This is a genomic window from Desulfobulbus propionicus DSM 2032, assembly GCF_000186885.1.
Lineage (GTDB): Bacteria > Desulfobacterota > Desulfobulbia > Desulfobulbales > Desulfobulbaceae > Desulfobulbus > Desulfobulbus propionicus.
Genome location: NC_014972.1, coordinates 1,168,271 through 1,182,704, shown reverse-complemented (window position 1 = coordinate 1,182,704; position 14,434 = coordinate 1,168,271). Strand labels below are relative to the sequence as shown.

11 protein-coding genes are annotated in these 14,434 nt (G+C 61.0%); 6 read left to right on the top strand and 5 right to left on the bottom strand.

Annotated elements, in window-relative coordinates:
* The first annotated feature begins 26 nt into the window (after positions 1 to 26).
* Genes cdaA through glmM form a run of 3 tightly spaced genes read left to right on the top strand, consistent with a single transcriptional unit; the run spans position 27 to position 3,169 of the window.
* A complete protein-coding gene (gene cdaA / locus DESPR_RS05220; RefSeq protein WP_015723768.1) occupies positions 27 to 836 on the top strand; it encodes a diadenylate cyclase CdaA in 810 nt (269 codons plus the stop codon).
* Positions 820 to 1,758: a CdaR family protein gene (locus DESPR_RS05215; protein ID WP_015723767.1), complete on the top strand. Its 939-nt coding sequence runs from the start codon at positions 820 to 822 to the stop codon at positions 1,756 to 1,758. The genes cdaA and DESPR_RS05215 overlap by 17 nt, the downstream gene beginning before the upstream one ends.
* A 58-nt stretch (positions 1,759 to 1,816) precedes the next feature.
* Positions 1,817 to 3,169 (top strand): phosphoglucosamine mutase, encoded by a 1,353-nt coding sequence (gene glmM / locus DESPR_RS05210; protein ID WP_015723766.1) that lies wholly within the window; start codon positions 1,817 to 1,819, stop codon positions 3,167 to 3,169.
* 296 nt (positions 3,170 to 3,465) lie between these two features.
* On the opposite strand, the gene DESPR_RS05205 is transcribed toward glmM, so the two are convergent.
* The 5 genes from DESPR_RS05205 to DESPR_RS05185 all read right to left on the bottom strand — a co-directional run bounded on the left by DESPR_RS05205 (position 3,466) and on the right by DESPR_RS05185 (position 10,335).
* Positions 3,466 to 4,650 carry a pyridoxal phosphate-dependent aminotransferase gene (locus tag DESPR_RS05205; protein ID WP_015723765.1) on the bottom strand — a complete coding sequence of 395 codons (1,185 nt, stop codon included), beginning with the start codon at positions 4,648 to 4,650 and terminating at the stop codon, positions 3,466 to 3,468.
* Between the two features lie 75 nt (positions 4,651 to 4,725).
* Positions 4,726 to 5,565 carry a DnaJ domain-containing protein gene (locus DESPR_RS05200; RefSeq protein WP_015723764.1) on the bottom strand — a complete coding sequence of 280 codons (840 nt, stop codon included), beginning with the start codon at positions 5,563 to 5,565 and terminating at the stop codon, positions 4,726 to 4,728.
* A 168-nt stretch (positions 5,566 to 5,733) separates the two neighbouring features.
* The gene (gene ftsY, locus DESPR_RS18910) at positions 5,734 to 7,512 is read right to left on the bottom strand and encodes a signal recognition particle-docking protein FtsY (protein WP_015723763.1); all 1,779 of its coding nucleotides are present in this window, start codon (positions 7,510 to 7,512) and stop codon (positions 5,734 to 5,736) included.
* Positions 7,512 to 9,890, bottom strand: a complete 2,379-nt coding sequence (gene lon, locus DESPR_RS05190; RefSeq protein WP_015723762.1) for an endopeptidase La — start codon at positions 9,888 to 9,890, stop codon at positions 7,512 to 7,514. Before lon ends, ftsY begins: the two co-directional genes overlap by 1 nt.
* A gap of 1 nt (position 9,891) precedes the next feature.
* Complete coding sequence (locus DESPR_RS05185; protein WP_015723761.1) at positions 9,892 to 10,335, bottom strand: Hsp20/alpha crystallin family protein; 444 nt, start codon at positions 10,333 to 10,335, stop codon at positions 9,892 to 9,894.
* A gap of 483 nt (positions 10,336 to 10,818) precedes the next feature.
* Here DESPR_RS05185 and DESPR_RS05180 point away from each other — a divergent pair, with 483 nt between their 5' ends.
* The 3 genes from DESPR_RS05180 to selB all read left to right on the top strand — a co-directional run bounded on the left by DESPR_RS05180 (position 10,819) and on the right by selB (position 14,433).
* On the top strand, positions 10,819 to 11,763 hold the full coding sequence (locus tag DESPR_RS05180) for an Mrp/NBP35 family ATP-binding protein (RefSeq protein WP_015723760.1): 945 nt from the start codon (positions 10,819 to 10,821) through the stop codon (positions 11,761 to 11,763).
* A gap of 69 nt (positions 11,764 to 11,832) precedes the next feature.
* Positions 11,833 to 12,465 carry an MBL fold metallo-hydrolase gene (locus DESPR_RS05175; protein WP_015723759.1) on the top strand — a complete coding sequence of 211 codons (633 nt, stop codon included), beginning with the start codon at positions 11,833 to 11,835 and terminating at the stop codon, positions 12,463 to 12,465.
* Between the two features lie 42 nt (positions 12,466 to 12,507).
* A complete protein-coding gene (gene selB, locus DESPR_RS05170) occupies positions 12,508 to 14,433 on the top strand; it encodes a selenocysteine-specific translation elongation factor (RefSeq protein ID WP_015723758.1) in 1,926 nt (641 codons plus the stop codon).
* Position 14,434: the final 1 nt, after the last annotated feature.

Genomic DNA, 14,434 nt, shown 5'->3' with positions numbered 1-14,434 from the left:
CCCGTTCACCCTTGCCCCGGCCGCCGATGCTTGACGCGATCCGTTTCCTGCGACTCCTGGATATCCTCGATATCCTTATCGTTTCCTTCATCATTTACCGGATCATGCTGCTCATTCGCGGCACCCGCGCGGTGCAGATGCTGGTGGGCATCGCGCTCATTATTATCATCTATTTCCTTGCCGGCAAGTTTGAACTGCAAACCCTGCACTGGCTGCTCAAAACCTTTCTCGGCTCCATCCTGGTGGTCCTGGTCATCCTCTTCCAAACCGACATCCGCCGTGCCCTGACCCAGATGGGCAAAACGCCCTTTCACAAGACAGTCGACATGGCGGAAAAGGACCTGGACGAAATCGTCCGCGCGGCCACCTACATGGCCAGACGCCGCATCGGAGCCCTGATCGTCATCGAGCGGGGCACCGGCCTGCGCGACTATGTCGACACCGGCCATCGGCTTGACGCCCGTCTGCGTGCCGAGCTGCTGGTGGCTATCTTCCTGCCCGCCTCGCCCATGCACGACGGAGGGGTGATCATCCATAAGGGCCGGATTCATTCTTCCGGCTGCCTGCTGCCGCTGTCGCAGAATCCCCGGATCGACAAGCGCTACGGCACCCGTCACCGCGCCGCGCTCGGTCTGTCCGAGGAGACCGACGCCATTGTCATCGTGGTCTCCGAGGAAACCCAGGAAATCTCCCTGGTGCAACAAGGCCGGATCACCCCCTTTCACGACGAGAAAACCTTGCGCTCCGCCCTTGGGGCACTGATGACGCCTCGGAGCGCGAGCACCCTCTGGGCATCGTGGCTGAACCTCTGGAAACGCCATGCGCACGACGCCTGATCTTACTGTTCTTACCCGGCACTGGCTGCTCAAGCTGCTCTCCCTGATCATCGGCGCCAGTCTGTGGTATTTCGTGGTCGGTGAGGACCGGGTGGACTTGGTCGTCACCATCCCCTTGGAATTGCGCAATCTCCCCGCCGACCTGGTGATCGCCAACCAGTACAAGAAGGAGATCGAGGTGGCGGTCAGCGGCCCGCGGCGATTGATCCAGGAGATGCGGCGGCAAAACATTTCCTTGCCGATCAACCTGGAAAAAGCCACCCCGGGGGCCTTGGTCATCAAAAACGAGCCCGAATCCATTGCCCTGCCCCGGGGCATTGCCGTGCAGCGGGTTCAACCGGCCAACATCACCCTGTTGGTGGACCGGCTGGTCCACAAAGACCTGACCATCACTCCGGTCACCAAAGGCAAACCCGCTGCCGGTTTCGAGCTGCAACGCCTGACCCTCAGTCCCGCCCATATCATCGTCACCGGGCCGCAGACCGTCGTCGACAAGGAACAGGCCCTGAGCACCTCGACAATCGACCTTGAGGGCGCCGACCGCTCAAGCACCTTTCAAGTCCATCTCGACCTCAACGAGGCCCTGCTCAAGCTCCTTGGCGAAACGGTGGTCGAGGCCAATGTGGTGATCAGGGAGATCATGGTGCGGAAGGTCGTGCGCGACGTGCCGATCAACATCAAGGCGGGCGACCTGCCCACCGGCAAACTTGCCCCGGCTACGGTGAGCGTGGAGGCCGATATCCCGGAACAGATCGTTCACGCAACCCCGGAACTGGTCATGCTGTTCCGGGCCTCGGTCAACGCCGCGGCCAAGAGCGCCAACAACGAGCTACCGGTGCAGGTTCATGGCATCAATCTGCCGGGACACGCACCCATCGTGATCGTCACCATCACCCCGAACACGGTGCGGATTCTGCCCTGACCGGTTCAATTTCATCATTGATCAACGGGACACCCCTTTTTTTCGACAGGAAGACAACATGAAAAAACTCTTTGGAACAGACGGCGTGCGCGGCGTGGCCAACATCTACCCCATGACCTCGGAAATCGCCATGCAGATTGGCCGAGCCATCGCCTTCATCGTCAAGAATCAGGTCAAGGGCAACACTATCGTCATCGGCAAGGATACACGGCTCTCCGGCTACATGATTGAGAATGCCCTGGCCGCCGGCATCTGTTCGATGGGGGTCAACGTCCAACTGGTCGGCCCCCTGCCCACGCCGGGCATCGCCTTCATCACCACCTCGATGCGGGCCGACGCGGGTGTGGTCATCTCCGCCTCGCACAATCCCTTTCAGGACAACGGCATCAAGATTTTCTCGGCCGACGGCTACAAACTGCCCGACGAGCTGGAAGCGGACATCGAGGATCTGATTTTCTCCCAGAAGATGGCCGCGCTCCGGCCGGTGGCCGACGAAATCGGCAAGGCCTCGCGCATCGAGGACGCGGGCGGCCGCTACATTGTCTACCTGAAAAACACCTTTCCCAGGGATTACGTGCTGGATGATTTCCATATCGTCCTTGACTGCGCCCACGGCGCCACCTACAAGGTTGCTCCCCATGTGTTCACCGAATTGGGGGCGCGGGTGACCGCCATCGGCGTCGATCCCGACGGCAAGAACATCAACCATGAATGCGGGGCCCTGCACCCGGAGGTTATGGCCGCCAAGGTCAAGCAGTTGGGCGCGGATATCGGCTTGGCCCTGGATGGGGACGGCGACCGGCTGATTGTCTGCGACGAGCACGGCACCATCGTCGACGGCGATCACATCATGGCCATCTGCGCGGCTGACCTGATGCACCGCCGCAAGTTGAAGAAAAAGACCCTGGTGGCCACGGTGATGAGCAACATGGGGCTGGAGCAGGCGATCAAGTCCATGGGCGGGCAGTTGGTGCGCACTCAGGTGGGCGACCGCTACGTGGTCGAGGCCATGCGGGCCAAGGGGTACAACTTCGGCGGCGAGCAGTCCGGCCACCTGGTGTTTCTCGACCACAACACCACCGGCGACGGCACCCTGGCGGCCCTGCAACTGCTGGCGATCATGATCAAGAAGAACAAGCCGCTGTCCGAGCTGGCCACGATCATGGCCACCTTCCCCCAGGTGTTGCAGAACGTGCGCATGGCCACCCGGATTCCGCCCGAGCATATTCCCGGCTTTCCCGAGGCTCTCGACAAGGCGGAACGCAAGTTGGAGGGCCGGGGCCGTATCCTGGTGCGGGCCTCGGGCACCGAGCCGGTCATCCGAGTAATGACCGAAGGCGAGGACGAACAGGAGATCACCGCCATTGCCCACGACCTATGCGAGGTGATCCGCAAGGCGGATCGGGGGTAACCAACAGGGCTGGACCTGATGGCTCCGAAGCAACAAAAAGGGGCGCCTTCCTGCCGGAGGGCACCCCTTTTTGTTGCGGTGCGTCGAACGAATCCAATGCGCTTTCAAGGTGTCCTGTATCCTCCAAGAAAAAAGCATCGTCTTGAAGGTACAGGCGAATCAATACAAGGTGGCTTGGTCAGCACCAAGCGCGCCAACCTGGTTTTGGGTCATCTGCTTGCCAGGGAAACGCGGGAGCGGCCAGGGCTGCGTCCCCACGCTGGAGCAGGGGACGATCAAAACGTCATCCCAGTTCCTTACTTCCTCGCCAACTCCATCGCTTTTTTGAAGCCTGGCGCCGAAGCGGCGATCACCTTTTCATCGACGCAAAAGGCAAGCCGGATGTATCCCGGCAGGCCGAAGCCCCGGCCGGGCACGGCAAGAATCTTTTGCTCGGCCAGCAGCTTGCAGAACTCGACATCGTCGATCGGCGTTTGCGGGAACAGATAAAAGGCGCCCTTGGGCCGGACATAGGTCATGCCGGCCTGGTCGAGCACCTGGCAGAAGGCGTCGAGCCGCCGGGCATAGATGGAGTTGTCGGCGGACACATCCTGCAGCTGCATCACCGCCCGCTGCATCAGGGCCGGCGCATTGACAAAACCGAGGATGCGGTTGGCCAGCGTCAGCGCTCCGATCACCGCCTCCTTGTCGTGCATCTGCGGATGCACCACCAGATACCCAATGCGCTCACCCGGCAGGGACAGCTCCTTGGAATAGGACGACGCCAGGATGGCATTGGTGGTGGCGGGCATCAGCGGCGGTACCTGATGGCCGTCAAACACGATGTTGCGGTAGGGCTCGTCGGACACCAGATAGATGGTGGTGCCGAACCGCTTGCCGGCTTGTTCGAGCATCTGCCCCAGCTGGTTGAGGGCATCGGCGGAGTAAATCTGGCCCGTGGGATTGTTGGGGCTGTTGATCAGCACGATCTTGGTTTTCTCGTTCAAGGCCGCCTCGATGGCCGCCAGATCGAGGTTGAATTCCTTGTCCGTGGGCACGATCTTGGCCACCCCGCCATGGTTGTCGATATAAAAATGGTATTCGACAAAAAAGGGCGAGAGGATGATCACTTCGTCGCCGGGGTCGAGCAGTGCCTTGAAAAGGATGTTCAGGCCGCCGGCGGCTCCACAGGTCATGAGGATGTCACCGGCTCCCAGAGTGACGCCCTGCTCCGGACCGAGCCGCTTGGCCAGGGCCTCGCGGACAAACGGATAGCCGGCGTTGGGCATGTAGCCATGGATGCCGGGTTGCTCGTCCTGCGCTAGTTCGCGCAGCACGGTATAAAACTTGGCCGGTGGCGGTACGTCGGGATTGCCGATGCTAAAGTCGAACACCTTGTCCGCGCCAAACTGCGCCTTCATTTTCGCCCCTTCCTCGAACATCTTCCGGATCCAGGAGGAATTTTCCGCAAACGTCCGCATCTTCTTGGCTACACCGCTCATTGCATGTCCTCTCACTTGTTTGGGTTGGTCGACTATCGCTTGTTCGTCTTCGGCCAAACGGCCTGTCTCCAGGCCTTATCTGCCGGCGAATTTCTTTTCAAAATACCCGTAGGCCACATTGATTTCCTTCATCTTCTCCTCGGCGACCTTCTTGAATTCCTCGCCCAGATGGCCCACCTTGTCCGGATGGTACTGCATCGACAGCTTGCGGTAGGCCTTCTTGATCTCGGCGAAATCAGCCCCCTGTTCCAGGCCAAGGACCGCGTAGTACTGCTCTTCCAGACTGGCGGCGCTGGTGGCCTCCTGCCGCTGGCGGTACATGTACTTGGCTTCGATGGTCCGCTGATCGTAGGTCGAAATCTCCAGCAATTGGGCGATCTCGCGGGCCAAACGCAACTCGTTTTCCGGAGGCGGCTGCTTGGTATAGATGATCTGGTAAATCAGCTCCAGCAGGATCAGGCGCGGCTCGTAGGCAAAACTGGTGCGGAACTCCTCCAACAGGCTGCGCAGCTCGGTCGGATTGTTCCTGGCCTCCTTGACCAACTGCTTGACCCAGTACATCTGATCCTGGTTGTAGCGGAGATGAAGTTGGAAAAAATTAAGGATGGCATTGAGTTCCGCCCGGGTGAAATGGCCGTCGGCCTGGGCAATCTTGACCAGGATGTTGACCAAGAGGAAAACAAAGCGGTTGTGACTTTCGGTCTGCGAGGCCTCGTAGGTCGAAACCCGGCGTTGAATGTAGTAGCTGAAGGCCCAGAAGGCGCCAATGAGCAGCAACAGGCCGGCCAGACCGGAATAAAAGAGGAACCCCAATAGGTTAAGCAGGGCCGGCGCGCCGCCGGTGACCAGGGCCAGCAGGGCAAGCAGCAACAGGCAGCCGCCGCAGCCGGGTTGATTATGTTGTCGGTATTCCATTTGTTACGAGTATCGGAGGAGTCCGTCGCTGGTTAGTGCGACAGACCATTCGTGGTTTTAAGGGTGAGAGATGCGTTTGGGGACATCCGGCCTGCGCACGGTGAGAGGCTTTCAGCCATGCCCGTCGTTCTCTGGCCCTACCAGGTTCAACTGCCTCGGACGACGGGCCTATCCCTCCGCCCGCCCGGCAAAAAGGGCTTCGACGAACTCGCGGGCATCGAAATCGCGCAGATCATCGATCTGCTCGCCAATGCCAATGAACCGGACCGGGGTCTTGGTTTCCCGGCAGACATTGGCCACAATCCCGCCCTTGGCCGTGCCGTCGAGTTTGGTCAACGTCAGGCCGGTGACCCCCACCGCCTCGTGGAAGAGCTTGGCCTGGGAAATGCCATTCTGGCCGGTGGTGGCGTCCAGCACCAGCATCACTTCGTGCGGCGCGCCTGGCAGTTTCTTGCCGATGACCCGCTTGATCTTCTTCAACTCCTCCATCAGGTTGACGCTGGTGTGCAGACGGCCGGCGGTATCGATGAGGATGACGTCGTAGTTATGGCTTGTTCCATATTCCAGCCCGTCAAAAACCACGGACGAAGGATCGGCTCCGGGCTTCTGGGCAATCACCTCGACTCCGACCCGCTCACCCCAAATGCGCAGCTGGTTGATGGCCGCGGCGCGGAAGGTGTCGCCAGCCACCAGCAGCACCGATTGCCCTGCGCGGACGAATTTGGCGGCGATCTTGCCGATGGTGGTGGTCTTGCCCACGCCATTGACGCCGACCACCATGATGACAAAAGGCCCCTCCTCGGGCATCACCAGCTCGGCCGGCTGCTCCGAGGCCTCGATGTAGGCAAGGATCTGGTCACGAATGATGGCTTTCAGGGCCTGGGGATCGCTCAATTGGTCGCGCTTGACCTTTTTCCGGGCTCCATCGATGAGTTCCAGGGTGGTGGCTACGCCCAGATCGGCGGTGATAAGGATCTCCTCCAGTTGTTCGAACAGATCCTGGTCGATCTCTTTCTTGCCGAGGAAAAGGCTGTCCAGACGATAGATGAAGGCGTCCCTGGTCTTGCCCAGCCGCTCCTGCAGCCGCTTGAACAACGACTTGTTCGCCGGCTTCTGCTGGGTTCTGCCCACAAGCGGCGCCGCCGGAACAATGGGCTCGACGGATGCTGGTTCAGGTTCAACGGCCGTGTCGGCCTGTTCGGTCGCTTCGTCGTGCTCGCCCATCGTCTCCGGCGGCATGGCCTCCTGCGCGACGGCCGCCGTTTCCGATTCACGATCCGTTGCCCGCTCCTCCTCGATGGTGGAGACATCCGCTTCCGGCTCTCCCTCGAAAGCAGCCTCCTCCGGCATTTCGACCGCCGAGGCAGCCGGACTTTCCGTTGCGGGCGACTGCGGTTCTTCGATGACGGCCGCGACAACGGCCTCCGGAGCCGGTTCCCGCTCCTCAGCCAAGGCTGAGTCCGCTTCCACCACCTCAATTTCGGCGACCGTCGGAGCAAGGTCAATGCTCTCGGGCTGTTCTTCCGCCGCTTCCACCTCTGGGACCATCTCCAGATCTGCGGGAAGGACAACCGGCTCTGGAACCGATTCCTCGACCACAGACGGCTCCCCTCCTTCCGTTGCCGCCGCGACCATCTCCACGACGATCTCTTCGTCGGGAGAAACCGCCGGTTCCGGCTCGACCACATCATCAGGCACGGCAAGGACCGCGGGCTCCGTGGTTGCCGCAACAGGTGCTTCCTCCTCGACAACAATCGGAGGAACCGCCGACTGTTCGATGATCGGCTCTTCGACGATCGGTTCTAAAACCGCCGGTTCAGGGACAACCGCATGGACAACGACCTCCTCAGTCGCTTCCAGCATCGGTTCAGAGGCAACCGCTTCCGGTTCGACCGCTTCCGGCTCGGCCGGCTTTTTGCCGAATTTTTTCTTGAACCAGCCCAGCATCAGCGTTGCGCCTCGGTTTTTTCCATGGCGATCTCCAGAACCTCACGAATGGTATGGGGGTAGTGAAAGACCACTCCCTGACGGATGTCTTCTGGAATTTCAAGGACATCCTTCTCATTGAGCACCGGCAGGATCAGTTCCCTGATGCCGGCCCGGAGCGCTGCCAGCACCTTCTCGCCAATGCCGCCCACCGGCAGCACATCGCCGCGCAGGGTGATCTCGCCGGTCATGGCCACATCCTGGCGGACCGGCCGGCCAAGGATCACCGACACCAAGGAAGACACCATGGCCACGCCGGCCGAGGGACCGTCCTTGGGAATGGCGCCTTCGGGCACATGTACATGGAGATCGATCGTGGCGAAGATCTCCTCGTCTACCCCCAGATCCTGGGCATGCGACCGGATATAGGTCAGGGCCGCGGTGGCCGATTCCTTCATCACCTCGCCCAGTTTGCCGGTGAGGGTCAGTCCGCCGCGCCCCTTCATCTTCGAGGTTTCGATGAACAGGATCTGACCGCCCACCGGGGTCCAGGCCAGACCGGTGGCCAGTCCCGGCCCCCAGCTGCGGGCCTTCATCTCCGGATAGAAGCGTTGCGGCCCGAGAAAATCGTAGAGTTTTTCAGGAGTCACCAACATCTTTTCGCTGCGCCCCCGGGCGATCTCGGCGGCCGTGCCCCGGCAAATGGCGGCGATCTCGCGTTCAAGGTTGCGCACCCCGGCCTCGCGGGTGTAGGAGGCAATCAAGGTCTCGATGGCCGCTTCCGGTATTTCCAGGTCGTCCTCGGTCAGGGCATGGGCCTCCAGCTGTTTGGGCAGGAGATGGCGGCTGGCGATGGCCACCTTTTCCTGCTGGGTATAGCCGGACAGCTCGACCACCTCCATACGGTCACGCAGCGGTCCGGGGATGGTATCGAGCACGTTGGCGGTGGCGATGAACATCACCTTGGACAGATCGAACTCGATATCGAGGTAGTGGTCGGTGAAGGTCGCGTTCTGCTCCGGATCAAGCACCTCGAGCAGCGCCGAGGAGGGATCGCCGCGAAAATCGTTGCCCAGCTTGTCGATCTCATCCAACAGAAAGACCGGATTATTGGAGCCGGCTCGCTTGAGGCTCTCGATGATCCGGCCGGGCAAGGCTCCAATGTAGGTGCGGCGGTGGCCACGGATCTCGGCCTCGTCACGGACGCCGCCCAAGGCAATGCGGACGAACTTGCGGTTCATGGTCCGGGCGATGGACTGGCCGAGCGAGGTCTTGCCCACGCCGGGCGGGCCGACGAAACAGAGAATCGGCCCGTGAATGTCTTCCTTGAGCTTGCGCACCGCCAAAAATTCGAGGATCCTTTTCTTGATCTTCTTCAGGCCGTAATGATCTTGGTTGAGGTCCGCCTCGGCCTTGAGCAAGTCCAGGGTGTCGGTGGTGGAGTCCAGCCACGGGAGATCGAGGATCCAGTCGATGTAGTTGCGAGACACGGTGTACTCGGGCGACGAGGGAGGAATGCGCTCCAGCCGCACCAGTTCCTTGTCGACCACGGCCCGGGCCTGGGGACTGAGCCCCTTTTCGGCCACCTTTTCCTTGAGCTCCTTGACCTCGACCTTGTCGTCGTCGCCCTCGCCCAACTCCTTGCGAATAGCCTGCAACTGCTGACGGAGGAAGAATTCCCGCTGGCGCTCGTCCATGTCTTTTTTCATCGAGGCCTGGAGCTGGTTGCTCATTTCCACGGTTTCCAGCCGTTTGGCCAATTCCATGGCCACCCGGTGGAGCAGATCGTGCAACGGCGTGATTTCGAGGATTTCCTGCTCCATCTCGATCTTCAGGTTCAGTTGCGAGCTGACCAGGTAGGCGACATAGAACGGGTTGGCCAAGCTGTTGATGGTCGCCACCAGCTCCTGGGGCAGTTCGGTGGCGCCGACCAGCTTCTGGAATTGGGTGCGGATATTGAACAACAAGGCCTCGATCTGTTTGTTCTCGACAATTTCCATCGGCACCTCGACCACCTTGGCCCGCATGTAGGGCTGGGAGTCGACGAACGCACTGATGGCGAATTTCTTGGTGCCGCTCACCAGGATCTGGTAATACCCCTCGGGCGCCTTGTTGAGCTTGTGCAGGTACCCGACCACGCCCACCTGGTACAGGTCGTCGGGACCGAGAACATCCTCGTCACGGGTTTGTTCGCGCCGGCTCGGCACCAGCCCCATCATCCGATCACCGAGGAGGATGTCGTCGATCAGCTGCTTGGAAGTCTCGCTCGACACCTGGAGCGGAAACCCCATGCCAGGATAAAAGACAAAACCGTGCAACGGCAGAATCGGCAGGGTTTCAGGGAGTTCCAGTTGGGAGGGATCCAACTTTTTCGGGGGAGTTTGCTGTTCCTGTTCCATATCATTCTCCAGGTGTAATCCTGATCGTCACCTTACCCTTCCTTATCCGTTTCGGCAGGGTCACCACAAGTATGCCATTGGTATAGGTCGATTCGACCCCTTCGAGCTCGACGGCGGACGGCAGGGTGAGGGTGCGCTGGAAGGTGCCCAGCTCGATTTCGAGCTGGTGGATGCAGGCGATCGACTGGTGCGGCGGCAGTTGGCGCGAGCCGCTGATGCGAAGCTGCTGCCCGTCCACCGTCACCCGCAGGGAATCGCCGACCACACCCGCCAGTTCGGCGTAGACGTAGATATGGTTCTCGGCCTCATAGATATCCACGGCCGGTTGCCAGCCGTCGGATTCCATCGGCATCATCCGTGACAACGACATGGATCGCAGGATGCGTCCCGTGTGCTGCTGCATCTGCTCGAGCTCCTCCAACAATTTTCTGCTGAACGGATCCATCAGTTCCTCCCTGCCTTGCGCCTCATTCCGGAAATCATCTGGTTCAATACGCGGTGGTTGTGCCGCGCAGGTGATACAAACGCCCGCATCCGGGTCGCGTCGTGCCACGCGGACAGCGACGAGCGCGACCGCTGTCTCCCGCCGGGGAGGCAATGCGATACAAGTAAGCACTATAACTTTTCCGGCAATTACAAATCAAGAAAAACACAGGGCGACCGGAGGCAGGCCCCGGCCGGGAACGGTTTGTTTTTTTATTTGCTTTTCAACTCGCCATCATTAATGTATAGCGCCGAATCATGATGAGCTCGACCACTTGTTCCCTTGCCCGTCTTGTGCGGAACAAACGCGGAGGTTGTGATTTCCGCTCGAACCGTTTGCCCTTCGGCAACCTGTTGGAGAAAGCACACACAATCCATTGGGCGATGCGCACCGCGATTTCCCCCCTTTTTTCTTCACCACCATTTTTATCGTTGGAGGCAATAGATGAGCAGTTCGTGTGGTAGCTCCTGCGGGAGCGGTCAACAAAGCAGTTGCAGTTCAGCCGACGCACGGCTGGCCCAGCAGGATATCGCCATTACCCGATCCTTGGGCAGAATCAAGAATAAAATTCTGGTGATGAGCGGCAAGGGCGGGGTTGGCAAATCGACCGTGGCCGTCAACCTGGCCCTGTGTCTCGCCAAAAAGGGCCACAAGGTCGGCCTGATGGATGTCGACCTGCACGGACCGGACGTCTGCCGGATGCTCAACCTCACCGGCTCACTGGAAGCGCCGGCCAACCCCGACGACCTGATCCCGCCGCTCAAGTACAGCGACAACCTCAAGGTGGTCAGCCTGGAATACATGATGAAGAACCGCGACGACGCCGTCATCTGGCGCGGCCCGCTGAAAATTCAGGCCATCCGCCAGTTTATCGCCGACATGGACTGGGGCGAACTGGACTATCTGATCGTCGATGCGCCCCCCGGCACCGGCGACGAACCGCTGAGCGTGGCTCAGACCATGCCCGGCGTCCATGCGGTGGTGGTCACCACTCCGCAGGCCGTGGCCCTGGCCGATGTGCGCAAGTCGATCAACTTCTGCAAGGCGGTGGAGATGCCGATCGTCGGCGTGGTCGAGAACATGTCCGGCTTTGTCTGTCCCCACTGCGGCGAAACCGTGGATATTTTCAGCAAGGGCGGCGGCGAGCAGACCGCGCGCGACTTCGACCTGCCCTTTCTTGGCCGGGTGCCCATGGATCCCCGGGTGGTCATGGCCGGCGACACCGGCACCCCCTATCTGTCCGGCGAGGAGGACAGCCCCGCAATCAAGGCCTTTGACGCGGTCGTGTCCGCGGTCGAGCAGCGCCTTCCGCCCGGTCCGGTGACGGTCAACCCCTTTGCCGGTGGCTGTGCTTGCAGCTCCGGCGGTTGCGGCACCTCCCTCAAATAATAGCCCATTCAACCTTCCGGCGGCCGAACCCCGATCCGGCCGCCGGAACCACCGCAGAGGATCAGGTTTATGCTTGTCAAACAACTCACCGTCGGCATGATGGGGGTCTGCTGTTACATCGTTTCCTGCGACCAGACCAAAGAGGCCGCGGTCATCGACCCCGGCGGCGACGAGGACCGCATCCTCGACTATTGCACCAGCCATGGCCTGCGGGTCACCCATATCATCAACACCCACGGCCATCCAGACCACGTGTGCGGCAACGGCCGCATCCAGCAGGCCACCGGCGCCAAGATCGTCATGCACGCCGAGGACGTGGACTATTTCGGCGATCCCCGCATCCGTGACTATTTTTCCTCTCTCGGCCTGCCCGAGTCGCCGCCGGTCGACATCGTCGTTCACGACGGCGACCTGATCACCGTGGGCCAGGAGCAATTGCAGGTGATCCATACGCCGGGTCACACCCCGGGCGGCATCTGCCTCTATAGCCCGCCGCATTGTTTCACCGGCGACACCCTCTTTGTCGGCGCGGTCGGCCGCACCGATTTTCCCGGGGGCTCCATACGCCAGATGATCGACGCCATCAAGAACCGTCTGATGCCCCTGCCGCCGGAGACCCTGGTCTGGCCCGGCCATGGGTATGGCGGGTCGCAGTCCACCCTGGCCCGCGAACTGCGGACCAACCCCTATCTTGAGCTCTAGCCCACTCCCGGGCCACGGCAGCGTTCCCCGTTCCGTCCGTTCATGCGTGAAATTATTCTCGGCACCGCCGGCCACGTCGATCACGGCAAGACCAGCCTGATCCGCGCCCTGACCGGCATCGAGACCGACCGGCTCAAGGAGGAAAAGGAGCGCGGCATCACCATCGAGCTGGGCTTTGCCTACCTCGATCTGCCCTGCGGTCATCGCATCGGCATCGTCGATGTGCCGGGCCACGAGAAATTCATCCGCAACATGGTGGCCGGAACCGCCGGCATGGACCTGGTGGCGTTTGTCATCGCCGCCGACGAGGGCATCATGCCGCAGACCGTGGAGCATTTCGAGATCTGCCAACTGCTCGGCGTCCGTGACGGCCTGATCGTGCTCACCAAAAAAGACATGGTCGAGACCGAATGGCTCGACATGGTCAGCGAGGAGGTCCGCGAGTTCTTCACCGGCAGCTTTCTGGAAAACGCGCCGATTATTCCGGTGGATTCCCTCAGCGGCGAGGGGATCGATGAGATCGTTCGGCTGCTCGACGCCAAGGTGGCGGCCATGGATTTCCACGAGGAATTCGGGCCGTTTCGTTTGCCGGTCGACCGGGTGTTCACCATGAAGGGGTTCGGCACGGTGATCACCGGCACCGCCCTCTCCGGACGGGTGGCGGTCGGGGACGAACTGATGTTTCACCCCGGCCGGCTGACCGCCAAGATCCGCGGTATCCAGGTGCACGGTCAAGACGTCGAGCTGGTCGAGGCTGGCCACCGCACGGCCATCAATCTCCAGGGAATCGAGAAGGAGCAGATCAATCGCGGCGACCTGGCGGCCACTCCCGGAAGCTTGATCGAATCCACCCTGCTCGACGCCGAGCTCCACTATCTGCGCTCGTCCCGCAAGGAACTCAAGAACCGCACCCAGGTTCGTGTCCATCTGGGAACGCGGGAAATTGTCGGCCGGGTGGCATTGCTGGAATCCGATACCCTGGCGCCCGGCGAATCCACCCATATTCAGTTGATCCTCCAAGACCCGGTGGCGTCCTGGCCGGGTGATCGCTATGTGATCCGCAGTTATTCGCCGATCACCACCATCGGCGGCGGCGCCATCCTCAACGTGGCGCCGAAAAAACGTAAACGGACCCTGGAGCGGGACCGCGAAGCCAACCGGACCTATTTTTCCGCCCTGGCCGCCGCCGACGGCGAACAGAAACTGCTGATGCTGGCGGAGGAATGCGGATTCCAGGGCATCACGGCCGAGCAACTGGCCGCACGCACGGGACTCTTCGGCAAACGGTTGAAAAAACAGCTGCAACACCCGATTTCCACCGGCGCGCTGCTGGTGATCGACTCGGACAGCCAGCGGTTGCTGGCCGCGTCGGTGGCCGAGGACCTCAACCATCAAATCATCCGCCTGCTGACCGACTTTCATGCGCGGCATCCGCTCAAACCGGCCCTGGCCAAGGAGGAGTTGCGCTCCCAACTGCGACCGGCGGTCGATCAAAAGGTCTTGCAGGCCCTGCTGGCCAGCCTGATCAAGAAAGGACAGGTCGAACAAATGGGAGCTGAGATCAAGCTCAGCGGCCACACGGTCACCCTGCAGGTCAACGAACAGGAGATGGAACAGAAAATTGGCGCGCTCTACCGCGAGGCCGGTCTCGCTCCGCCCAACCTCAAGGAGGTGCTTGCCGCCTTCGGTGAATTTCCCGACAGACAGATTCGCCAGGTGATTGATTTGCTGCTGGCCAAGGGCACGCTGATCAAGATCAACGAAAGCCTCTGCTTCCACGCTCCGGCCATCCACGGCCTGCAGGAAGAGGTGGTGGCCTTCATCCGCCAGCATGGTGAGATCGATGCCCAGCGGTTCAAGGATCTCACGGGCCTGACCAGAAAATTCTCCATCCCCCTGCTCGAATACTTCGACAAGATCAAGCTGACCATCCGGATCGACGACAAGCGGGTCCTGCGCAAGGGCTGAG